Source organism: Ramlibacter sp. (genome assembly GCF_035548915.1).
In the GTDB taxonomy this organism is placed as follows: domain Bacteria; phylum Pseudomonadota; class Gammaproteobacteria; order Burkholderiales; family Burkholderiaceae_C; genus Ramlibacter.
This window is the reverse complement of the sequence record NZ_DASZSE010000043.1, coordinates 26,354-49,576: the sequence shown is the minus strand read 5'-3', so window position 1 is coordinate 49,576 and position 23,223 is coordinate 26,354. Positions and strand designations below refer to the sequence as shown.

General features: G+C 67.5%; 19 protein-coding genes. 12 read left to right on the top strand and 7 right to left on the bottom strand.

What is annotated here, in order from left to right; translation table 11 throughout:
• Nucleotides 1-7 precede the first annotated feature (7 nt).
• The gene (locus tag VHA82_RS17845) at nt 8-871 is read right to left on the bottom strand and encodes an amidohydrolase family protein (RefSeq protein WP_325546237.1); all 864 of its coding nucleotides are present in this window, start codon (nt 869-871) and stop codon (nt 8-10) included.
• A 95-nt stretch (nt 872-966) separates the two neighbouring features.
• Here VHA82_RS17845 and VHA82_RS17840 point away from each other — a divergent pair, with 95 nt between their 5' ends.
• The 9 genes from VHA82_RS17840 to VHA82_RS17800 all read left to right on the top strand — a co-directional run bounded on the left by VHA82_RS17840 (nt 967) and on the right by VHA82_RS17800 (nt 10,016).
• A complete protein-coding gene (locus tag VHA82_RS17840) occupies nt 967-1,749 on the top strand; it encodes a crotonase/enoyl-CoA hydratase family protein (RefSeq protein ID WP_325546235.1) in 783 nt (260 codons plus the stop codon).
• 23 nt (nt 1,750-1,772) lie between these two features.
• Entirely contained in the window at nt 1,773-3,575 is a 1,803-nt protein-coding gene (locus VHA82_RS17835) for a feruloyl-CoA synthase (protein WP_325546274.1), read from the top strand.
• A gap of 73 nt (nt 3,576-3,648) precedes the next feature.
• Nucleotides 3,649-4,785: an ABC transporter substrate-binding protein gene (locus VHA82_RS17830; protein WP_325546233.1), complete on the top strand. Its 1,137-nt coding sequence runs from the start codon at nt 3,649-3,651 to the stop codon at nt 4,783-4,785.
• A 143-nt stretch (nt 4,786-4,928) separates the two neighbouring features.
• The gene (locus VHA82_RS17825; protein WP_325546231.1) at nt 4,929-5,966 is read left to right on the top strand and encodes a branched-chain amino acid ABC transporter permease; all 1,038 of its coding nucleotides are present in this window, start codon (nt 4,929-4,931) and stop codon (nt 5,964-5,966) included.
• The gene (locus tag VHA82_RS17820; RefSeq protein ID WP_325546229.1) at nt 5,966-7,735 is read left to right on the top strand and encodes a branched-chain amino acid ABC transporter ATP-binding protein/permease; all 1,770 of its coding nucleotides are present in this window, start codon (nt 5,966-5,968) and stop codon (nt 7,733-7,735) included. The genes VHA82_RS17825 and VHA82_RS17820 overlap by 1 nt, the downstream gene beginning before the upstream one ends.
• 245 nt (nt 7,736-7,980) lie before the next feature.
• Entirely contained in the window at nt 7,981-8,715 is a 735-nt protein-coding gene (locus VHA82_RS17815; protein WP_325546227.1) for an ABC transporter ATP-binding protein, read from the top strand.
• Between the two features lie 5 nt (nt 8,716-8,720).
• Nucleotides 8,721-9,188 carry a MarR family transcriptional regulator gene (locus VHA82_RS17810; protein ID WP_325546226.1) on the top strand — a complete coding sequence of 156 codons (468 nt, stop codon included), beginning with the start codon at nt 8,721-8,723 and terminating at the stop codon, nt 9,186-9,188.
• Between the two features lie 133 nt (nt 9,189-9,321).
• Entirely contained in the window at nt 9,322-9,648 is a 327-nt protein-coding gene (locus VHA82_RS17805; protein WP_325546224.1) for a winged helix-turn-helix transcriptional regulator, read from the top strand.
• 17 nt (nt 9,649-9,665) lie between these two features.
• A complete protein-coding gene (locus tag VHA82_RS17800; protein ID WP_325546222.1) occupies nt 9,666-10,016 on the top strand; it encodes an FKBP-type peptidyl-prolyl cis-trans isomerase in 351 nt (116 codons plus the stop codon).
• A 40-nt stretch (nt 10,017-10,056) separates the two neighbouring features.
• On the opposite strand, the gene VHA82_RS17795 is transcribed toward VHA82_RS17800, so the two are convergent.
• The 4 genes from VHA82_RS17795 to VHA82_RS17780 all read right to left on the bottom strand — a co-directional run bounded on the left by VHA82_RS17795 (nt 10,057) and on the right by VHA82_RS17780 (nt 13,603).
• Entirely contained in the window at nt 10,057-10,866 is an 810-nt protein-coding gene (locus VHA82_RS17795; RefSeq protein WP_325546220.1) for a LytTR family DNA-binding domain-containing protein, read from the bottom strand.
• Nucleotides 10,867-10,873: 7 nt separating this feature from the next.
• Complete coding sequence (locus VHA82_RS17790; protein WP_325546218.1) at nt 10,874-11,947, bottom strand: sensor histidine kinase; 1,074 nt, start codon at nt 11,945-11,947, stop codon at nt 10,874-10,876.
• Nucleotides 11,948-12,051: 104 nt separating this feature from the next.
• Nucleotides 12,052-13,068 carry a hypothetical protein gene (locus VHA82_RS17785; RefSeq protein ID WP_325546216.1) on the bottom strand — a complete coding sequence of 339 codons (1,017 nt, stop codon included), beginning with the start codon at nt 13,066-13,068 and terminating at the stop codon, nt 12,052-12,054.
• Nucleotides 13,069-13,213: 145 nt separating this feature from the next.
• On the bottom strand, nt 13,214-13,603 hold the full coding sequence (locus VHA82_RS17780; protein ID WP_325546214.1) for a RidA family protein: 390 nt from the start codon (nt 13,601-13,603) through the stop codon (nt 13,214-13,216).
• A gap of 168 nt (nt 13,604-13,771) precedes the next feature.
• Between VHA82_RS17780 and grpE the strand changes: the two genes are divergently transcribed.
• The 3 genes from grpE to dnaJ all read left to right on the top strand — a co-directional run bounded on the left by grpE (nt 13,772) and on the right by dnaJ (nt 17,714).
• Nucleotides 13,772-14,365, top strand: coding sequence for a nucleotide exchange factor GrpE (grpE, locus tag VHA82_RS17775; protein ID WP_325546211.1), 594 nt, complete (start codon nt 13,772-13,774; stop codon nt 14,363-14,365).
• Between the two features lie 99 nt (nt 14,366-14,464).
• On the top strand, nt 14,465-16,411 hold the full coding sequence (gene dnaK, locus VHA82_RS17770; RefSeq protein ID WP_325546209.1) for a molecular chaperone DnaK: 1,947 nt from the start codon (nt 14,465-14,467) through the stop codon (nt 16,409-16,411).
• Nucleotides 16,412-16,553: 142 nt separating this feature from the next.
• Nucleotides 16,554-17,714, top strand: coding sequence for a molecular chaperone DnaJ (gene dnaJ, locus VHA82_RS17765; protein WP_325546207.1), 1,161 nt, complete (start codon nt 16,554-16,556; stop codon nt 17,712-17,714).
• A gap of 37 nt (nt 17,715-17,751) precedes the next feature.
• On the opposite strand, the gene VHA82_RS17760 is transcribed toward dnaJ, so the two are convergent.
• Both VHA82_RS17760 and VHA82_RS17755 read right to left on the bottom strand, forming a co-directional pair.
• Entirely contained in the window at nt 17,752-18,828 is a 1,077-nt protein-coding gene (locus VHA82_RS17760; protein ID WP_325546205.1) for a hypothetical protein, read from the bottom strand.
• Nucleotides 18,829-19,082: 254 nt separating this feature from the next.
• Nucleotides 19,083-23,183, bottom strand: coding sequence for a hypothetical protein (locus VHA82_RS17755; RefSeq protein WP_325546203.1), 4,101 nt, complete (start codon nt 23,181-23,183; stop codon nt 19,083-19,085).
• Between the last annotated feature and the right edge of the window lie 40 nt (nt 23,184-23,223).

Genomic DNA, 23,223 nt, shown 5'->3' with positions numbered 1-23,223 from the left:
GGCGCCCTCAGCCGAGATCGAGCAGCCTCATCGCATTGCCTTTCAATATCCCCGGCATCACTTCCTCGCGAAACCCGGCTTCCCTGAAATCGCTCATCCACCGCTCCGGCGTGATGAGCGGATAGTCGCTGCCGAACAGCACGCGATCCTTCAGCAGCGTGTTCGCGTACTGCACGAGCTGCTTCGGGAAGTACTTCGGGCTCCACCCCGACAGGTCGATCCACACGTTCGGCTTGTGCGTGGCAACGGAAAGCGCCTCGTCCTGCCACGGAAAACTCGGATGCGCCATCACGATGCGCATGTCGGGCCAGTCGATCGCCACGTCGTCCAGATGCATCGGGTTGCTGTACTCGAGCCTCAGGCCGCCGCCGCAGCGCATCCCCGAGCCGATGCCGCTGTGGCCCGTGTGGAAGATCACGGGCAGCTTGTGCGCATCGATCACTTCGTAGATCGGCCACGCCATCCGGTCGTACGGATGGAAGCCCTGTACCGTCGGGTGGAACTTGAAGCCCTTCACGCCCTCCTTCTCGATCAGGCGCTCGGCCTCGCGCGCGCCCATCTTCCCCTTGTGCGGGTCGATGCTCGCAAAGCAGATCATCATGTCAGAGTTCTCGCGCGCGGCCTGCGCGATCTCCTCGTTCGGGATGCGGCGCCGCCCGAGGTTCGATTCGCTGTCGACCGTGAACATCACGAGTCCCACCTTGATCTTGCGGTAGTACTCGATCGTCTCGGCGATCGTCGGTCGCCGGCTCGAGCGGAAATACTTGTCCGCGGCCCGGTCGTATTCCTCGCCGTAGTTGTCGAAAGGATTCCAGCAGCTCACTTCGGCATGCGTGTGCACATCGATGGCGATCAGGTCTGCGGTGTTCATGGTCGGGGCGCCGGTCTACGGGTTTTCACTAGGCGGCGGGTTCTTGAATTGGTTATTGAATATAACAATAATCGACCCCCGATGCAAAAGCTTCCATGACAGATCAAGACCTGCGACTCGAGATCGACGGCCACGTGGCCGTGATCCGGCTTGCCCGCGCGGCCAAGCGCAACGCCCTCTCCGACGGGCTCATCCTCAGGCTGCGCGACACGTTCCAGCAGCTGCCGGTCACGGTGCGCGCCGCGGTCATCGACGGCGAGGGCGACCACTTCTGCGCGGGCCTCGATCTTTCCGAATTGAAGGAGCGCGATGCGGGCGCGGGCATGCATCACTCCCGCATGTGGCACGCGGCGCTGGAAGAAGTGCAGTACGGTCCCGTGCCGGTGATCGCGGCGCTCCATGGCGCCGTGGTCGGCGGCGGGCTGGAACTCGCGGCCGCCTGCCACATCCGCGTGGCCGACGAGACCGCGTTCTACGCGCTGCCCGAAGGATCGCGCGGCATTTTCGTGGGCGGCGGCGGCGCGGTGCGCATCCCGCGCCTCATCGGCGTCGCGCGCATGACGGACATGATGCTCACCGGCCGCGTTTACGACGCCGCGGAAGGCGAGAAAGCGGGCTTCGCCCAATACCTGGTGCCGCGGGGCGAGGCGTCCGCGAAGGCGATGGAGCTCGCCCGACGCATCGCGCAGAATGCGCCGCTCACCAACTACGCGCTGATGCACGCCCTGCCGCGCATCGCGGAGCAGCCGGCCGACCAGGGCTACCTCACCGAAGCGCTCATGTCCGCCATCGCGCAAAGCGCCCCCGAAGCGAAGGAACGCGTTCGCGCCTTCCTCGAAGGCCGGGCGGCCAAAGTCGAGAAGGGCAGCCCGAAGTGAGCGTCGCGCCGCGCTATCGGCCCATGCGCTTCGGCGTGACGCGCGCGCGCTGGCGCAATGCGCCGGACGGCGCCATTTATCTGCGGGCCGAGCAGGAACTCGAGCCCTACGCGCAGCGCATGACCGACCGGCTCGTCCATTGGGCGACGACCGAACCCGCTCGCGTGTTCATGGCACGGCGGATGCACACGGCGGACGGCTCGATGGGCGACTGGCGCAAGGTGACCTACGCAGAAGCGCTGGACGTAGCACGGCGCATCGCGCAGGCGCTGCTGGATCGCGGACTTTCCACCGAGCGGCCGGTGGCGATTCTTTCGGAAAACAGCCTCGAGCATGCCCTGCTCGCGCTCGGCTGCCTCTACGCTGGCGTGCCGCACTGCGCCGTTTCGCCCGCCTACTCCACCGTGAGCCGCGACTACGCGAAGTTGCGGCACGTCGTGGAAACGCTCACGCCCGGCCTCGTGTTCGCGGCCGACGAGGCGCGCTACGGCCAGGCGATCGCGGCCGCCGTCTCCGATGACGTCGAAGTCGTGTTCGCGAAAGACTTCGAAAGGCTTTCGGCCACGGCGCCCACGAGCGCGGTCGAAGCCGCGATGCAGGCCACCGGCCCCGATACGATCGCGAAGTTCCTCTTCACGTCCGGCTCGACTCGCCTGCCGAAGGCGGTGATCAACACCCACCGCATGTGGTGCGCCAACCAGCAGCAGATGCGGCAGTCGATGCCCGTGCTGGCGCAGGAGCCTCCGATCCTCGTCGACTGGCTGCCCTGGAATCACACCTTCGGCGGCAACCACAACGTGGGCCTCGTCCTCTACAACGGCGGCACGCTCTACATCGACGACGGCAAGCCCACGCCCGCGCTCATCGGCGAGACGCTGCGCAATCTGCGCGAGATCGCGCCCACGGTGTACTTCAACGTGCCCACCGGCTTCGAAGCCATCGCGCAAGCGATGCGAACGGACGCCGTGCTGCGCGGCCGGCTGCTGTCGCGCGTGCGCATGTTCTTCTATGCGGGCGCCTCGCTCGCGCAGCCCGTGTGGGACCTGCTGCACGATCTGGCCGAGGCGGAGGTCGGCGAACGCATCGTGATGGGCACGGGCCTGGGCATGACGGAGTCGTCGCCGTTCGCGATCTTCATCACCCATCCCGAGGTGAAGTCCGGCTACCTGGGCCTGCCCACGCCGGGCGTCGAGCTGAAGCTCGTCCCCGCGGCCGGCAAGACCGAGGTGCGCTACAGGGGGCCGAACGTCACGCCCGGCTACTGGCGCGCGCCGAAGGAGACGGCCGAGCATTTCGACGAGGAAGGATTCTTCCGCACGGGCGACGCCGTGCTGTGGATCGATCCGGCCGACCGCCACCAGGGCTTGAAGTTCGACGGACGCATCGCGGAGGATTTCAAGCTCGCCACCGGCACGTTCGTGAGCGTCGGGCCGCTGCGCGCGAAGATCATCGCGGCGGGCGCGCCTTATGTGCAGGATGCGGTGGTCACCGGAATCGACCGGCACGAAGTGGGTGCGCTCATCTTCCCGACAGCGAAGCTGCGCGAGCTCGCGGACATGCCCGCGGACGCGCCTTTGCGGGCCGTGGTCGAATCGGCGGGCGTGCAGGCGCATTTCCAGCGCGTGGTGGACGAACTGGCGCGGTCCGCGACCGGCAGCGCGAGCCGCATCGCGCTCTTGCACGTCATGGCCGAGCCGCCCTCGATCGACAAGGGTGAAGTGACGGACAAGGGCTCCATCAACCAGCGCGCGGTGCTTACGCACCGTGACGCACTGGTGAAAGCGCTGCATGAAGGCGCGCTGCCGTTCACGTTGAGGCCTCGATGAACCCGTCCACCCCGCTGGCCCGTCACCCCCCGTACCGAACCCGTACTGAACCGATTCACCACGGAGACACACCATGAAACTCGCTCGCTCCCTCCTCGCTGCCGCCGTCTCGCTCGCGGCCGCCGCATCGGCCTTCGCCGACGTCAACGTCGGTGTCGTGCTCTCCCTCACCGGTCCCGGCTCCGGCCTGGGCATTCCGATGCAAAAGCAGCTCGCCCTCTTTCCGAAGGAAATCGCCGGCGAGAAGGTGAACCTCATCGTGCTCGACGACGCCTCCGACCCGGGCAAGGGCGTGAGCGACACGCGCCGCCTCATCACCGAGGACAAGGTCGACCTCATCCTCGGTTCGTGCCTCACGCCGGTGGCCGCGGCGATGGCGCCCGTCACCGCCGAGAGCAAGGTGCTGCAAATCGCGGCTTCGCCGGTGGGCGTGCCGCCGGGCCAGGACCGCTGGCTGTTCCGCCTGCCGCAAGGCAACGACGTCATGGCGCACGCCATGTTCCAGCACATGAAGGCGCACGGCGTGAAGACGATCGGCTTTCTCGGCTACACCGACGCGTACGGCGAACTCTGGCTGAAGGCCGCCACCGCCGAGGCCGAGAAGAACGGCATGAAGATCGTCGCGGCCGAGCGCTTCGCTCGCACGGACACGAGCGTCACGCCGCAGGCGCTGAAGCTCACGGCCGCCAATCCGGATGCGATGCTGATCGTGGCATCGGGCTCCGGCGCCGCGATGCCCGAGAAAGGCATCGTGGAGCGCGGCTACAAGGGCAAGATCTACCAGACGCACGCGGCGGCGACCCCCGATCTCGTGCGCATCGGCGGCAAGGACGTCGAGGGTACCTACGTGGTGTCCGGCCCCGCGGTGGTCGCCGAACAGCTGCCCGACTCCCATCCGTCGAAGAAAGCCTCGATCGATTTCGTGACGAACTACGAAAAGGCCAACGGCCCCGGCACGCGCAACCAGTTCGCGGGGCACTCGTACGACTTCGCGATCGTGATGCAGAAGATCGTGCCGATCGCGAAGGCGAAAGCCAAGCCCGGCACGCCGGAATTCCGCGCGGCGCTGCGAGATGCGATGGAGACGATGGGGCGGACGGTCTTCTCGCACGGCGTGATGAACTGGACCGCGGAGGATCACTGGGGCTACACGAACGAGACGGGCGTGATGCTGAAGGTGGTGGACGGGAAGTTCGTGGTGGAGAAGTAGCCGACAGCCCCGAGCGCCCATTCATCCGCCCGCCGTCATCCCCGCGAAAGCGGGGACCCAGTGACTTTCGTCCGGAAGACTCTGGATCCCCGCTTTCGCGGGGATGACGGTCGAAAGCGGGGATGACGGGCGCGCCCCGAACCATGGACCTCTCCATCGCCGCCATCCTCGCGCTCGACGGCCTCACCAACGGCGCGGTGTACGCCCTCCTCGCGCTCGCCACGGTGCTGCTCTTCGCCGTCACGCGCGTGATCTTCATCCCGCAAGGCGAGTTCGTCGCCTTCGGCGCGCTCACGCTCGCCCTCCTGCAGACGGGCAAAGTGCCGGGCACCGTGTGGTTCCTGCTCGCCCTCGCCCTCCTCGCGGCGTTCGCCGACATCGCGCACGGCATGAAGCACCGGCAACCCGCCATGCGCATCGCCAAGAACGCGGCGCGCACATTGGCGATCCCCGCCATCGCCTCGGCCCTCGCGATCTGGCTGGCCCCGCGCAACCCGCCGATCTGGGCACAGGCGCTTCTCACCCTGGCGCTCGTCACGCCCTTCGGCGGGCTCATCTCCCGGCTGGCGTACGAATCCCTGGCCGATGCGTCGGTGCTAGTGCTCCTCATCGTCTCGGTCGGCGTCCACTTCGCGCTCGTCGGCCTCGGGCTTTTCTTCTTCGGCGCGGAGGGCTTTCGCAATCCGAGCTTCTGGGACACGCGTTTTTCCGCGGGCCCGCTTGCGCTCAACGGCCAGGCGCTCATCATCTTCATCGCCTCGCTCGCGCTCATCGTGCTGCTTTGGCTCTTCTTCGAGCGCACGCTCGCGGGCAAGGCACTGCGCGCCACGGCCGTGAACCGCACCGGCGCCCGGCTCATGGGCATCTCCACGAGCGGCGCGGGCCGGCTCGCTTTCACGATGGCCGCGTTCGTCGGCGCGCTGTCGGGGCTTCTGATCGGGCCCACCACGACGATCTTCTACGACAGCGGCTTTCTGATCGGGCTGAAGGGCTTCGTCGCCGCCGTGTTCGCGGGACTTTCCAGCTATCCGCTCGCGCTCGCGGGCGCGCTCGGCGTCGGGCTGCTGGAAAGCTTCGGCTCGTACTGGGCCAGCGCGTTCAAGGAAGTGATCGTGTTTTCCTCCATCCTGCCGGTGCTGCTCTGGCGGTCCCTGCGCGACCCGCAAAGCGAAGAGCATTGATGCGGCGGCTTCGCTCCCTCGCCTTTCCCGCCTTCGCGGCCGCGATGCTCGCGCTGCCGGCGCTTCCGGTGCCGGACTTCTGGATCACGCAGGCGATCTACATCGGCCTGCATTCGCTCGTGACGCTCGGGCTCGTGCTGCTCACGGGCGTCGCGGGGCTCACATCGTTCGGTCAGGCGGCATTCGTCGGCATCGGCGCGTACACGGCCGCTTTCGTGACCGTGAAACTGGCGGCGTCGCCCTGGCTCGCCTTGCCGGCGGGCATCGCGCTCGCCGTCGCGGCGGCGCTCGTGCTCGGCGCGATCACGCTGCGCATGTCGGGCCACTACCTGCCGCTCGCCACCATCGCATGGGGGCTCGCCCTCAACTACACGATGGCCAACATGGAGTGGCTCGGCAAGTACGACGGCATCCTGGGGGTGCCCACGCTGCGGGTCTTCGGGCTGGACCTCGGCACCGGCCGCGGGCTGCACGTGCTCGTGTGGAGCATCGCGCTCGCGGCCGCGTGGGGTGCGATGAACCTGCTCGATTCGCGGCCGGGCCGCGCGATCCGCTCGCTCAGGAACGGCGCGACGATGGCCGAGGCGATGGGCATCTCCACCTTGCGCTACAAGGTCGTGGTGTTCGTGATGGCCGCGGTGCTCGCGGCGATCTCGGGCTGGCTCTTCGCGTTTTTCCAGCGCACCGTGAATCCCACGCCGTTTTCGCTCGGCAAGGGCATCGAATATCTCTTCATGGCCGTGCTGGGCGGCGTGGGTCATGTGTGGGGCGCCTTTCTCGGCGCGGGCGTCGTGAAGCTCGTGGAAGACCAGTTGCAGGTGCTGCTGCCGAAGCTGCTGGGCGCCGGCGGCAGCTTCGAGCCGATCGTGTTCGGCATCGTGCTCGTGGCCGTGCTGAAGTACGCGCCCGAAGGCCTGTGGACGTTCGCGGTTCACAAGCTTCCGCCGGTCGAGCGCAAGCGCGACTGGGGCGATGCGGCGCCCCTGGACAGTCGCTCGAAGCCGGCCCATGGCGAGCCGCTGCTGCAGGTGCAGGCCCTGCGCAAGACCTTCGGCGGCCTCGTCGCCGTGAACGACGTGAGCTTTTCGATCCATGCCGGCGACATCGTGGGCCTCATCGGCCCGAACGGCGCGGGCAAGTCCACGACGTTCAACCTCGTGACGGGCGTGCTTTCGCTCACCTCGGGCGAGGTGCGCTGGCGCGGCCGGGCGATCGGCGGGCTGCCGTCGCGGCACATCGCGCGCCTCGGCATCTCGCGCACTTTCCAGCACGTGAAGATGATCCCGGACATGACGGTGCTCGAGAACGTGGCTCTGGGCGGCTACCTGCGCGGCCGCGCGGGCTCCGTGCGCGCGATGCTGCGCCTGGACCGCGAGGAGGAAAAGCGCCTCTTCGCCGACGCCGAGCGGCAGCTCGAGCGCATCGGCATGGCCGGCCGGATGCATGAGCTCGCGGGCAACCTCGCGCTCGGCTCGCAGCGGCTGATGGAGATCGCGCGCGCGCTCGCCACCGACCCCGCGCTGCTGCTGCTCGATGAGCCAGCGGCGGGTCTGCGCCACAAGGAGAAGCAGGCGCTCGGCGATGTGCTGCGCCAGTTGAAACGCGAAGGCATGAGCCTGCTGCTCGTCGAGCACGACATGGAATTCGTGATGGGTCTTGCCGAGCGCATCGTGGTGATGGAGTTCGGCACGAAGCTGATGGAGGGCACGCCCGCGCAAGTGCAGGCAAGCCCGGCGGTGCGCGCGGCGTACCTGGGAACGGAGCATTGATGTGAACGCTCGTGCCGCAGCGAAAGAGAATCGAGCCTTGGCAATCCCCGCGAAGGCGGGGATCCGAGGCTTTTCCACGCCCTGGATTCCCGCCTTCGCGGGAATGACGGATTCGGGAATGACGGATTCGACTGCTGCCTTCGCCGCGATGACGGATTCGACTCCTGCCTTCGCCGCGATCACGGATTCGACTCCCGCCTTCGCAAGAATGACGGATTCGCTTCACTCGTCGCCCGGTTGCTGAAATGGCATTGCTGCAGGTCACCGATCTCCACGCCGGCTACGGCCGCGCGGAAGTGCTGACGGGCGTGAGCTTTCAGCTCGCGAAGGGCCAGGTCGTCACCGTGATCGGCCCCAACGGCGCGGGCAAATCCACCACGCTCAACGCGCTCGTGGGCGCACTGCCTTGCCGCGGACGCCTCGTCTTCGACGGCGCGGACCTCGCCGAAGCGACGCTCGAAGAACGCGTGATGCTCGGGCTCGCACTCGTGCCCGAGAAGCGCGAACTCTTCGGCACGATGCCGGTGGAGGACAACCTCGTGCTCGGCGGCTTCCGGCCCATGAAGCTGCGAATCCCGAAGTGGCGCGATGGCCTCGAGCGCGTCTACGAACTCTTCCCGCGCCTGAAGGAGCGTCGCGCGCAGCTCGCGGGCACGCTCTCGGGCGGCGAGCGCCAGATGCTCGCGCTGGGCCGCGCCCTCATGTCGCAGCCGAAGCTTCTGATGCTGGACGAGCCGAGCCTCGGCCTCGCGCCGCTCGTCGTGCGCGAAATCTTCCACATCATCGAACGCCTGCGCGCCGAGGGCGTGTCGATTCTGCTGGTCGAGCAGAACGCGCGCGCCGCGCTCGAAGTGGCCGACTACGGCTACGTGCTCGAAACCGGCGAGCTGAGCCTGCAAGGGACGGCACGCGAACTGGCGAACGACCCGCGCGTGGTCGAGACCTACCTCGGTGCCGCGCGCGGCGCCGCATCCGAGTGAACCCAGTGCGGAAGAAAGCCGAAGTCCCGCTGCCTGCCGTCGACCAGGTCGACTGCAGCTTCCTCGAGACGCTGCTCGGCTATCACGCGCGCCGCGCGTCGCTCGCCGTGATCGAGGTGTTTCTCGAACGCATGGCGCCGTATGGATTGCGGCCGGTGGATTTTTCCGTGCTTTCGCTCATCTCGCACAACCCGGGCATCACGTCCCGGCAGCTCTGCGGCACGCTCGGGATTCTCCCGCCCAATCTCGTGGGCATGGTGAATTCGCTCGAAAAGCGCGAGCTCGTCGCGCGCAAGCCCCATCCGCGGGATGGCCGCGCGATGGGCTTGCACCTGACGGCGGCCGGACGAAAGCTGATCCACGACGCGGAGGCGACCGCGGCGGAGCTGGAATCCGAAGTGGCGGCGCGGCTCACGGCGAACGAACAGAAGACGCTCCTGAGGCTACTGAAGAAAGTCTATCGGCCGCAATGAACGGGCCGACCGCATCGGCCGAAGCGCCAACCGAAGAGCACCCCACCGACCCTGCGCCTGCAGCTATTGTTTCCGTAGCGTCTTCGGCTACACTGCCTCTCCCGGACGCGCCATGCGCCGGGCGAGGAGAAAGATGGCATCGAAGGAGAACGCGGCAGTCAACCAGCTCCTCGGGCTGCTGGAATCGCGTTACGCCATCCGTGTGCTCTGGGCTCTGCGCGACGGGCATGCGCAGACCTTCCGCCTGCTGCAAGACAGCGTGGGCGGCATCACGCCCAACACGCTCAACACCCGCCTGAAGGAGCTGCGGGAAGCGCAGCTCGTGACGCACGGCAGCGACGGCTACGTCGTCACGTCCGTCGGGCAGGATCTCCTCAAGCGCATCGCCGACTTGCAGGCTTTCGCGCCGAAATGGATCGCGCTGCAGGCGCGCAAGCCCAGGCAGAATTCGACGAGTTGAACGACAGGACACTTCACATGATCACCACCTCTTCCGGCCTCCAGTACGAAGACGAGCTCATCGGCAGCGGCCCGGAGGCGAAAGCCGGCAAGGACGTGCGCGTGCACTACACGGGCTGGCTGCACGAGAACGGCGTGCAGGGCCGCAAGTTCGATTCGAGCCGCGACCGCAGCGACCCTTTCGAGTTCTCGCTGGGCTCGGGGATGGTGATCAAGGGCTGGGACGAAGGCGTGCAGGGGATGAAAGTCGGCGGCAAGCGCACCCTCCTGATTCCGCCGCAGCTCGGCTACGGCGCGAGAGGAGCAGGTGGCGTGATTCCGCCGAACGCGACGTTGAAGTTCGACGTGGAGTTGCTGGAAGTGGCCTGAAGGCCGCGGCGAGCGAACGCAGACCGCCGGCAACGCCCGTCTACATTTGCTGAAAGAGGTGCATGAAGCTGCGGCTCACGGCCAGACGCTCCGCGCGCCCGTGCAACTGCAATTCGCCCGCATCGCCCACGTGCGTCATGTGCGACACGCGCGCGAGGTTCACGATGCATGACCGGTGCACCTGCGCGAAGCGCTGAGGGTCGAGCGAATCGGCCATCTCCTTGATCGTCTTGCGGATGAGCGCCTCGCCGCCTTCCCATACCACCAGCGTGTACTTGTTGTCCGACTTGAGATAGACGACCTGCTCCACCGGGATCAGCCGCACGGAATTGCCGGCCGACGCCTTGATCCACTGCAGCTTCGGCTGTTCGGGCTGCATGCGTTCGCGCCAGTGTTCGGCCAGCGCGTCGAGCGTCGCCAGCAGCTTCTGCGGCGGCGGCTGCGATGACTGCGCTGATGACTGCGCGGATGACCGCGCGTTCGCCTGCAGGCGGCGCTTGAGCCGCTCCACGGTTTCCGCGAGACGGTCGGCCTCCAGCGGCTTCAGCACGTAGTCCACCGCGCCGCGTTCGAACGCCTGGATCGCATACCGGTCGAACGCCGTGACGAACACCACTTCGGCGCGCTCGCCGATCGTGCGCGCCACCTCGATGCCGTTCACGCCCGGCATGTGCACGTCCAGAAACGCGATGCGCGGCCGGTGGGCTTCGAACAGTTCGATGGCTTCGGTGCCGTTGCGCGCCTGCGCGGCCACGGCGAGTTCGGGCCAGAGCCGCGCAAGCAGTGTTGCGAGCCGCTCGCGCAGGAGCGGTTCGTCTTCGGCGATGAGGGCGGTCGGGCTCGTCGGCATGACGAGCTCAATGTGCCACGGGCAGCCGCAGGTCGCAACGCACGCCGTGCGGCACCGCTTCGCTCATCTCGAGCCGCGCGCCTTCGCCGAAGAAGGCGCGCAGTCGCGCCCGCAGGTTGTTGAGGCCAGTGCCCTCGCCCACGGTCTCGGCGATGCCCACGCCGGTGTCGGCCACCCACACATCGACTTCGGCGCCGTCGCGCCGCGCGCCGACTTCGACCGTGCCGCCTTCCACGCCTGGATCGATGCCGTGGCGGATCGCGTTTTCCACGAGCGTGAGAAGCGCAAGGGGCGGAAACGCCATCTCGCGCAGCGCGGGCTCGACGTCCAGGCGGAAGGAGAGCCGGTCGGGCATGCGCATCTGCATGAGCTGGAGGTAGGCCGCGACGAGTTTCTCTTCGTCGCCGAGCGTCGCATGGTCCTGCTGCAGCTGCGGCACGGCGACGCGCAGATACGCGATGAGCGCGCGAAAGAGCGGCACCGCGCGCGGCGAGCCGCTTTCCACGAGCTCCTGCACGTTGGCGAGCGTGTTGAGCAGGAAGTGCGGCTGGATCTGCGCCGTCATGAGATGCAGGCGCGCATCGGCGGCCTGCCGCTCGAGCTGCTCGCGCTCCAGGGCGAACCGCAGGGCCTGGTTGCGTGCCGCGGCGTCGCGCTGGCGCAGCAGCGCCCCGAGCGCGAGCAGCACGCCGATGATCGCGGCCACCACCGTCACGAGCACGTAGCCGCGCACGTGCGGCGGCGACTGCGCGAAGCGCGAGAAGTCGCCGCCCGCGGTGAGCATCTGCACGACGAGCGGCCCGATCGGCGCGGCCAGCACGATCGCGACGACCTGCGCGACCCAGCGCGGCACGAGCGTCTGGTCCCAGCCGCCCGCGGCAGTGAACGCGGCGAGCAGGACGATGCCGACGAAGGACGTCTCGCCGAGCAGCTCGATGTACGTGTTGTGCGCGACGGGCATGAGCAGGAGCGCCACGAGCGCCGCCGTGGCCATCACCCACGCGATGCGGCGCCAGCCCGGCAGCAGTCGGCGTCGGGAGTGCGGGCCGATGGTCTGGAGTTCTGCTGCCGGGTGGGCCACGGGTGGGACAATAGGCCCGGCCGGTCAGCGGTGCAACGGGGGTGCGACGAATCGCCCGATGCGAGGGATGAGCTGCGGTTGCATGCGACGGGTCGCGCGACGCATCAGTGTTCGCTGGATCCTGCGCGAATGACCACTGGCTCCTCTCCCCGATCATGTGGGCTGGGCAGGCCCGGGCCAACGGGATTCTCGCCCGCGACCCCTGCCACCTCCTGCTCCTCTGTGCAATCGACGACCTGGATCGAGATGCTCACCAGCTCCGTCGGCAAGGTAAGGGGGGCGCAATTGGGGCGGCGGGTGCGGGTTTCGGGATTGTCTCTCCGATCGGACTTTCCGCCCGGTTCAACCGGCACGGGCGTGGTCGATGACCGCTGCGCAACGTGCAGACGCACGAGTTCTTCGGCCGTTGCAGCGACTTGCGGATCGACTTGCGGATCGACTTGCCGGTCGTCTGCCGATTGACGGCTTCGATCCCGTTTGCGACTTGCGATGCAGCAGCACGCGACAGCGCCCGCGCTTACCACGGCGAACGCTCCGCCGACTGCCGCGGCCACGGGCACGCGTCCTTGTCCGTCAACGACTTGCGCGGCCGCGTGAGCCTCCCCGGCAGTGCAGTCGTCACGAACGACAACGTATTCGACACCCGGGACGAGCTTTTTGAATACGTTGAGCCGGGCATCCTGGAAATCGCAGGGATGGATGCCGTCGTTCCAATACAAGACGTCGTTTTCGAACGTCCAGACGGTCACCGTCGTCTGCGAACTGTTCCCGTGGTCATCCTCGCAGGGCACGTCCCTCAGGCCACTGACGACGGATCCGAGGCGATAGGGCTCGGCAAAGTCCGGCTTGCAGCCCGGGTCATTGCAGAAATCATCGGGGGTCCGGAAGTAAGTGATCGGGCCTTGGTCGGTGACGAACCGATGCCCGTTGTAGGCACATCCGGCCCGCGAGCCCGTCTCCAGGGGGAGAAACGCGCCCTGCGCATCCTGTGCGGATGGGTCCGGCCGCGCAAGCTCCAGCAATCGCCGGTCCGGCTGAGGAGGCTGCGTTTCTTCCCATGCCGCCGCGAGTCCTGCGGCAACGGAAACAGCAACGCGAATGAACGACGACGATGATGACACGTGATTCTCCAGTACCGTAAAGCGGGTCTGTCACATCCCGCGCCTCCAGGTTCCGATACAAGAGTCTTGTCCTCGGCCAATACTTCCCGCATTGCCGAGTCCCATCGGGCGGCAGGTTCGACGCGCCGCGATCCGAGCCGTTCGTCTAGGTCCCCGAGCCCTTGCGCGCCGTCACCTCGATCTCGATCTTCATGCGCGGATCGGCCAGGCCCGCCGAAATCATCATCGCGGCCGGCCGCACCTCGCCGAACCAGCGCTTGAGCACCGGCCAGCACGCCGGGAAATCCCCGCCGTTCGGCAGCACGTAGACCACGCGCACCACGTCGGCCATCGCAGCGCCCGCCTGCTTCAGCGCGGCGTCGATGTTGCGCAGGCACTGCTCGCACTGCTCGGCCACGTCGTCGGCGATGCGCATCGTGGCGTAGTCGAAGCCGGTCGTGCCGGAGACGAACACCCAGTCGCCGTCCACGACGGCGCGGGAATAGCCGATCTCGCCCTCGAAGCTGGAACCGGAACTGATCAATTGCCTTGCCATGCGCCATCCCTCCATTCGATGGGGTGGGACTTTACACGCGAGGGCGGGCGCTTCCGATCGGCGAGAATCACACGTTTTATTTTTCGGGCCGCCTCCGGCCCGATCTTGAAACAGCGCGCCCCGCCCCAAGCTGCTGCGCGACCTCGTAGTGCATCGACCCACAACACCATGTCCGACAATTTCCAGACCGACGCGGCCGTGCCGGCGCCCGACGAGGCAGCCAACCAGCCGCACCCCCCGGCCAGCACCCCGGCGAGCCCCCAGCCCAACCCCTCGGAGATGCCCCCCGCGGGCGACGATCCGGCGACGATCCAGGCCGAGCTGGCCGCCCTGCGAGCGAAGAACGTCGAGCTCTCCGACCAGTACCTGCGCGCGCAAGCCGACATGCAGAACACCCGCCGCCGCGCGGAGGAAGAAGCCGCCAAGGCGCGCAAGTTCGCCATCGAAAGCTTCGCCGAGAGCCTCCTGCCCGTGTGCGACAGCCTCGAGGCGGGCCTCGCCCACGAGAACGCCACGCCCGAGCAGATCCGTGAAGGCGCCGAAGCCACGCTGCGCCAGCTGAGGAGCGCGCTGGAGCGCAACCGCGTGACGGCGATCGATCCTTCGGCCGGCTCGAAGTTCGACCCGCACCAGCACCAGGCGATCTCGATGGTGCCGGCCGAGCAGGAGCCCGGGACGGTCGTGAGCGTCCTGCAAAAGGGCTATACGATCGCCGACCGCGTGCTGCGCCCGGCCCTCGTCACGGTCGCGCAGGCGCGTTAGCCTTGCCGAAGAGCCGCTTGAAAAGTACCCAGCTTATCCACAACTAGCGAACAACGTATCGACGGCCTGGCGAACAGGTCATCCACAGGAGAAAACAGCATGTCAAAGATCATCGGCATCGACCTCGGCACGACCAACTCGTGCGTTGCCATCATGGAGGGCAACAACGTCAAGGTGATCGAGAATTCCGAGGGCGCGCGCACGACGCCTTCGATCGTCGCCTATCAGGAAGACGGCGAGATCCTCGTCGGCGCGTCCGCCAAGCGGCAGGCCGTGACCAATCCGAAGCACACCTTCTACGCGATCAAGCGCCTCATCGGCCGCAAGTTCACCGAAAAGGAAGTGCAGAAGGACATCGACCTCATGCCCTACAAGATCGTGGCCGCGGACAACGGCGACGCATGGGTCGAGGAGCGCGGCAAGAAGCTCGCGCCGCCGCAGGTGAGCGCCGAAGTCCTGCGCAAAATGAAGAAGACGGCCGAGGACTACCTCGGCGAGCCCGTGACCGAAGCGGTGATCACGGTGCCCGCGTACTTCAACGACTCGCAGCGGCAGGCCACCAAGGACGCCGGGCGCATCGCCGGCCTCGAAGTGAAGCGCATCATCAACGAGCCCACGGCCGCGGCGCTCGCCTTCGGCCTGGACAAGCACACCAAGGGCGACCGCAAGATCGCCGTCTATGACCTGGGCGGCGGCACGTTCGACATCTCGATCATCGAGATCGCCGACGTCGAAGGCGAAAAGCAGTTCGAAGTGCTCTCCACGAACGGCGACACGTTCCTGGGCGGCGAGGACTTCGACCAGCGCATCATCGACTACATCGTCACCGAGTTCAAGAAGGAGCAAGGCGTCGATCTGAAGAACGACGTGCTCGCGCTGCAGCGCCTGAAGGAAGCGGCCGAGAAGGCGAAGATCGAACTGTCCAACAGCACGCAGACCGACATCAACCTGCCCTACGTGACGGCTGACGCGACCGGTCCCAAGCACCTGAACATCAAGCTCACGCGCGCCAAGCTCGAAGCGCTGGTGGACGAGCTGATCGAACGCACGATCGAGCCTTGCAAGATCGCGATCAGGGACGCGGGCGTGTCCGTGAGCGACATCCAGGACGTGATCCTCGTGGGCGGCATGACGCGCATGCCCAAGGTGCAGGACAAGGTGAAGGAGTTCTTCGGCAAGGAGCCGCGCAAGGACGTGAACCCCGACGAGGCCGTGGCCGTCGGCGCCGCGATCCAGGGCCAGGTGCTCGGCGGCGAGCGCAAGGACGTCCTGCTGCTCGACGTGACGCCTCTCTCGCTGGGCATCGAAACGCTGGGCGGCGTGATGACCAAGATGATCAAGAAGAACACCACGATCCCGACCAAGTTCGCGCAGACGTTCTCCACCGCGGACGACAACCAGCCGGCCGTGACGATCAAGGTGTTCCAGGGCGAGCGCGACATGGCCACGGGCAACAAGCTGCTCGGGGAATTCAACCTCGAGGGCATCCCGCCCGCGCCGCGCGGGCTGCCGCAGATCGAAGTGACGTTCGACATCGACGCCAACGGCATCCTGCACGTGTCGGCCAAGGACAAGGGCACGGGCAAGGAGAACAAGATCACCATCAAGGCGAATTCGGGCCTGTCGGAGGCCGAGATCGAGAAGATGGTGAAGGACGCCGAGCTGAACGCCGCCGAGGACAAGAAGAAGCTCGAGCTCGTGCAGGCCCGCAACCAGGGCGAGGCGCTCGTGCACTCGGTGCGCAGGAGCTTGACGGAATACGGCGACAAGATCGACGCGGCCGAGAAGGACAAGATCGAAGCCGCGGCCCGCGACCTGGAAGAGACCCTCAAGTCCGAGGACAAGGACGCGATCGAGGCGAAGACCACCGCGCTCATGTCGGCGAGCCAGAAGCTCGGCGAGAAGATGTACGAAGGCATGCAGGCCGAAGCGGCGGCGTCCGGCGCCGCGCCGGGCGCGGGCGGCGGCGGCGCGCAGGCCGAGGCGAAGCCGGCGAACGACGACAACGTCGTGGATGCCGAAGTGAAGGAAGTGAAGAAGGGCTGAAGGCACACGTTCACCGCAGAGGCGCAGAGGACGCAGAGGGCCGCAGAGAATTGAATGGATTCCCTCTGCGGCCCTTGGCGCTCTCTGCGCTCTCTGCGCCTTTGCGCCTCTGCGGTGAAGATCAGCTGTCGAACACCACCTTATGGCCACCAGCAAAAGAGACTATTACGAAGTCCTCGGCGTCCCCAAGAACGCCTCGGAGGACGAGATCAAGAAGGCTTATCGCAAGCTCGCGATGAAGCATCACCCTGACCGCAACCAGGGGGATGCGGCCAAGGACGCCGAAGCGAGGTTCAAGGAAGCGAAGGAAGCGTACGAGATGCTCTCCGACGCCGAGAAGCGCGCGGCCTACGACCAGTTCGGGCATGCGGGCGTGGACCCGAGCATGCGCGGCGGCGCGGGTCCCGGTGCGGAAGGCTTCGGCGGCTTCGCGGAAGCCTTCGGCGACATCTTCGGCGACATCTTCGGCCAGGCCGGCGCGGGCGGCGCGCGCCGCGGCGGTGGTGGCCGCCACGTCTATCGCGGCGCGGACCTCTCGTATGCGATGGAAGTCACGCTCGAGGAAGCCGCCAAGGGCAAGGACGCGCAGATTCGCATCCCGTCATGGAGCGAATGCGAGACCTGCCACGGCACCGGCGCGAAGCCGGGCACGCAGGCGAAGACCTGCAACACGTGTCACGGCCAGGGCGTGGTGCAGATGCGCCAGGGCTTTTTCAGCGTGCAGCAGACCTGCCCGCATTGCCGCGGTTCGGGCAAGATCATTCCCGACCCCTGCACCACCTGCCACGGCCAGGGCAAGGTGAAGAAGCAGCGCACGCTCGAAGTGAAGATTCCGGCGGGCATCGACGACGGCATGCGCATCCGCAGCGCCGGCAACGGCGAGCCGGGCACCAACGGCGGCCCGCCGGGTGACCTCTACATCGAGATTCGCCTGAAGAAGCACGCGATCTTCGAGCGCGACGGCGACGATCTGCATTGCGTGGTGCCGGTCGGCATCACGCGGGCGGCGCTCGGCGGCGAAATCGAGGTGCCCACGCTCGACGGCAAGGCCGCCATCGACATTCCGGAAGGCACGCAGGCGGGCAAGCAGTTCCGCATTCGCGGCAAGGGCGTGAAGGGCGTGCGTTCGAGCTACCCGGGCGACCTCTATTGCCACATCGTCGTGGAGACGCCGGTGAAGCTCACCGAGCACCAGAGAAAGCTCCTGAAGGAGCTCGACGAGTCACTGAAGAAAGGTGGCGCGAAGCATTCGCCGCAGGAGGAATCCTGGGCGGACAAGCTGAAAGGGTTCTTCACGGCCTGAGGCCGCCGCGAGCGGCCGCTGGATGGCCGCGGCCCGGTCAGCTCGGCGTGCCGAAGCGTTGCGGATCGTAGAACTTCGTGCCCCGGAACGTGAGCTTGACGTTGCCCCGCAGTGCCTGCTGCGATGCCAGGGAGGGCAGGAATCCGACCCACTTGCCCTTGAGCGTGCCCCAGAGCAGCGGACACAACAGCCTGAGCGGCTTGGTCCAGTCGACGACGTGGCGCCCGCCCCTGAACCTGACGACGGTTCTCAGGTTCCACAGGTTGCCCTTGAATCCCGAGAGATAGCCGACCTGGATGCCCCTCAGCGTGAGCTCCATGCTGAGCGTCTCCAGGTAGTTGCCGGCCGAGACCGAGCACCCTTGCAGTTTCAGCACGCCCACGCTTCTGAGCCCCTTGCTGTGCAGCAGCTCGGCAAGGGCCGCCGGGTCGAAGGCCTTCACCTCGCCGGACCCTTGCATCGGCTGCCCCGCCACGTACTGGCTGTTTCCGTGGCACTGGATGTCCAGCCGGTCGCCGAGCCCGACGCCTGACAGCGACTGCTCCTGCAAGGGCAGGCCGGGCGCATTGCCGCGCAAGCGGCTGCCCAGGTGGAAGACATGCTCGTCGGGGATGTCGTACTGAATCTGGTGGACCTTGCTCGCGGCGCGGATGCGCTTGTCGGTCTGGTCCATGCAGATGAGGAAGCGATTGCGCCGGGTCCACTTGTGCTTCGTGTTCTCGTCCGGCGGATGCCCAGTGCCTTCGCCTTGCATGCCGCTCGCCAGCAGCCAGCGGCGGTCCTCCCAGCGCACGAAGTCGCCCGATGCCCGCGTGGCCACCGCAAGCAGCCCCGGCAGCCGCGCGAAAGCCGTCAACAGCTGCGTGCCCAGGTGCCTGGGCAGCGTGTCCAGTTCGGGCAGGATGATTCTCTCGATCTCCCGGGCCGGCTCCTGTTCCAGTCTCCATTCCTTGAGGGCGAGCAGCACGTCCACGTGGGTGAGCAGGCCAAGCACCGCAATCGGAGCGCTGCTGAGATCGACGTCCCCCCCCGGCGACGCGGACACCGCATCCACCAGGCGCTGGACCAGGTCAGCCGCATCGGCGGACGTGTTGCTTTGGCCGAGGGCAGCCACGACGGCGGCTGTCAGGTCTTCACGCGCCAGCGTCGGGCCTGCACGAGCGCGAAGATCGCCCAGGGCCCTGCCACCGGAGGCTGTCTCCTGAACGTAGACATCACCGCTTGTTCCGCGAATCGGACCCGGCATGAGCGAGACCCCCCTTCTCTCCAGGCGCTTGCATCGAAGTGTGTGACGGAATGGCGCTGCTTGCTCCATAGACGAAGGTATGGGGTGGCTGCCGCAGCGGCCGGTCCGACTGCCCGGCCGCTTCAGGCGTACTCGAGCCCGTGCTGCATCAGATCGGACAGGCCGATGCGCTCGGCATTGAACGACGTCTCGGATGCGAACACGCCGAATCCGGCGGCCGTGAACTGCCCGCCGTCGATCAGGCCCGCGAGCGTAGCCTCGATGCCCGCATTCGGCGCGAAGCCGATCACGTTCGCGAAGACGAGGTCCACCACCTGCGTGCTCGTCGCGTTGGCGCCCAGCACGACGTTCAGCGCGATCTGCATCAGCGATTCGGCGGAGAAGCCGGCATCCACCGCGTGCAGCACGACGCCCGCCAGCGCCACGTTGTGCACGGCCGCCGGACCGAGCACCGCGCCCAGGAGCTTCGCGGCGGTGCCCGCGTTGCCGTCCAGATCGAGCGCGAGGTTGCCGTTGCCGAAAGCGAGCCGCTCGACGTTCGCGAGCGTGTCGGCTCCGTCGGCGGCGCCCGCCACCTGCCAGCCATCGCCGACGGCCGTCACGGTGTAGTCGGCGCGCGCGCCGCCGTAGCGCGCGACGTCGATGCCGCCGCCGCCTTCGAGCGTGTCGTCGCCCGCGCCGCCCATCAGTTCGTTCGCGCCGTCGTTGCCCTCGATCGAGTTCGCGAGCGCATTGCCCGTGCCGGAGAGGCTCGCGTCGCCCGCGGCGAGCTGCAGGTTCTCGATGAAGTTGCCGAGCGTGTAGTCGATGCTCGCGATCACGCGGTCGATGCCGTTGCCGATGTTCACCTGCCCGATCGCGCCTTGCGGGGCCGACGCGAGCGCATCGGGTTCCTGCACGACGTCGCCCGCACTGTCGACGACATACGTGTCGTTGCCGGTGCCGCCGAGGAGGAAGTCGTTGCCCGTCCCGCCGTCGAGGAAGTCGTCGCCCTCGTCGCCCGAAAGCCGGTCGTTGCCCCCATCGCCGTAGAGCGCGTCGTCGCCGCCCGCGCCCGACACCGTGTCGTCGCCCTCGAGGGCATGGATGAGATCGCTCGCCGAGCTGCCCACGATCGTTTCGGGCGCGCTCGTTCCCTCCTGCGCCTCGAAGGCAAACACGCGATCGTCGAACTGCAGCATCTCGACGTTGGAAAGCCGGTCGGTGCCGTCGGGGCCGCTCACGACCAACTGCTGATGCGCTTCGTCGAACGTGATCGAGTAGCTCGCGAAAGAGCCGCCGAAGACGGCCGTGTCGGTGCCGTTGCCGCCGTCGATCGTGTCGTTGCCCGGGCCGCCCGTGAGCGTGTCGTTGCCGTCGCCGCCCACGATGCTGTCGTCGCCGCCGCGCGCGTCGATGGCGTTCGCGCCGCCGGAGCCCACGATCGTGTCGTTGAAGCTGAACGAACCGTACGCGTTCTCGATGTTCGCGAGCGAATCGTTGCCGTCGGCGCCGCTCGCGGTGCCGAGGTCGAGGCGCACCGTCACGCCGCCCGTGGCGTTGCGATAGTCCGCGGCGTCGTTGCCCGCGCCGCCGTCGAGCGTGTCGTTGCCCTGGTTGCCGCGCAGGATGTTGTCGCCGGCATCGCCCGTGAGCACGTCGCCGAAGTCGCTGCCGCGCAGCCGCTCGATGCTCACGAGCGTGTCGGTGCCGTCGGCGCCGCTCGACGTGCCCGTGGCGAGGCTCGCGGTCACGGCACCGGTCGCGGCGGCGTAGTCGGCCCAGTCGTTGCCCGCGCCGCCATCGATCGTGTCGTTGCCCGCATTGCCGCGCAGCACGTCGGTGCCGGCGCTGCCGGTCAGCGTGTCGGCATACGGCGAGCCCATCACCGCTTCGAAGTTCACGAGCGTGTCGTTGCCCTCCGCGCCGCTCGCAAGCCCGGTGGCGAGGTTCACGCCGACCGCGCCGCCCGCCGTCGAATAGCTCACCCAGTCGTAGCCGAGGAGCGTGTCGTTGGCGCCGCCGTCGAGGACATCGTTGCCGGCGCCGCCGTAGACCGTGTCCTGCCCCGCGCCCGCCGTGATGGTGTCGTTGCCGTCGCGCCCCTGCAGGTCGTTGTCGTTCGCGTCGGCCGCGATCGAATCCGCGAACTCCGAGCCGCGGATGTGCTCGATGCCCGTGAAGACGTCGTCGCCCCCGCCGCCGCTCGCCGTGCCGGCGTTCATGTCCACCGTCTCGCCGCTGGACGCATCGCTGAAGCTCAGGCGGTCGTTGCCCGTTGCGCCGTCGATCGTGTCGTTGCCGTCGCGCGGCTCGAAGTAGTTGTCCTGTCCGTCGCCCACGAGCGAATCGCCGAAGGCGCTGCCGAGGATGCCCTGGAAGTGGCTCAGCACGTCGTTGCCGTCCGCGCCCGATGCCAGGCCCGCGGCGAGATTCACCGTCACGCCGCCACTCGCGAACCGGTAGTCCACGTGATTGAAACCCGCGTCGTTCGCCGAGCCGCCCGAGAGCGTGTCGTTGCCCGCGTTGCCGCGAATGATCTCGCGCACGTCGCGGTCGGTGCCGGTGATCACGTCGCCGAAGGGCGAGCCGTTCACCTGCTCGATGTCGATCAGCACGTCGCTGCCCCAGCCGGTGGCCGTGCCCGCCGTCCCCGTGGCGCCGAGCGCGACGGTCACGCCGCCGGTCGCGTCGCTGTAGTCCGCGATGTCGTATTCGGCGTTGGCGTCGGCCGTGTTCCCGGGATCCAGCTGCGAGCCGCCGTCGAGCGTGTCGTTGCCCGTGTTGCCATGCAGCGTGTCCTGCCCCGCGCCGCCGAAGAGGCTGTCGTTGCCGTTGCGGCCTTCCAGGTTGTTCGGGCCGTCGTCGCCCGCGATCGTGTCGTTCAGGTCCGAGCCGCGCACGTATTCGATGTTCGAAAGCGTGTCGATGCCGCCCATGCCGTCGTTCGCGATGCCGGTGCCGAGGTTCACGTTCACGCCGCCGGTGGAGGTCTGGTAGTTCGCGCGGTCCGTTCCGCCCTTGCCGTCGATCGTGTCGTTGCCGCCCAGGCCTTCGAACGACTCGAAGTCGCCCGAGTCGCTGCCGGTGAGCGTGTCGCCGAACTGCGAGCCGCGCACCTCCTCGATGTCGATGAGCGTGTCGATGCCGCCGAAGCCGTCGTGGCCCATGCCCGGGCTCGTGCCGCCCAGCGTCACGTTCACGGCCGCGGGACTCTGGTTGTAGAAGACGCGGTCGAAGCCGGCGCCGCCGTCGATGGTGTCGTTGCCCGCGTAGCCCTGGAAGCCTTCGAAGCCGTCCGTCGCGCCCGTGCCGTTCAGGGGATTGCCGCCGGTGAGCGTGTCGTCGTCCTGCGAGCCGTTCACGATCTGGATGCCGTCGAAGGTGTCGGTGTCGCCCCAGCCGTCGACGGCCGTGCCCGTGACGAGATTCACGTTCACGCCGTGGATGATGTGGCCCGCCGCGTCGAAGCCGTCATCCAGGTACGTGAGCGAGTTGAAGCCGGCGCCGCCGTGGATCGTGTCGTTGCCGCTGCCGGGGGTGAAGCCGTCGTCGGAGATGCCGCCGGTCATCGAATCGTCGCCCGCGCGCCCGAAGGCCCCGCCGCCGGCCGTGTTGGAAAGGATGAGGACGTCGTCGTGGTCGGAGCCCTGCGCGAGCTCGATCGAATTCAGCGTGTCGTTGCCGATGTCCGCGCCGCTCGCGGTCTGCGCGAGAAGGTTGACCGTGACGCCGTGAGCCGATTCCCAGTAGGCCACGCCGTCGGTGCCGGACCCGCCCGAGACGCTGTCGTTGCCGCCCGCCGGGTTGAACCAGTTGTTGTTGCCGTCGCCCACGATCGTGTCGTTGAAGGCCGAGCCCTGCACCGCTTCGATGGAGACGAGCGTGTCGATGCAGCCGAAGCCGTCGGTCGCCGTGCCGCCCGCGAGGTTGACGCTCACCCCCGCGGGGTCGTTGATCCAGCTCGCGTAGTCCGCGAAGGCCTGCCCGCCCCCGTTCAGGGTATCGGGGCCGTTGTCGCCGTAAAGCCAGTCGTCGCCGCTGCCGCCGTTCTCGCTGTCGTTGCCGTTGCCGCCGAAAAGGTTGTCGTTGCCGTTGCCGCCGACAAGCGTGTCGTTGCCGTCGCTGCCGAAGAGCGTGTCGTTGCCGTCGGCGCCGTCGATCGAGTCGTTGCCCGCCAGGCCGTCGATCGTGTCGTCGCCCGAGGTGCCGAGAAGAATGTCGTTGCCTGTGGTCGCTGCCATGCGTGCTACTCCTTGCGATGACGTGCAGAGGTGACTTCGC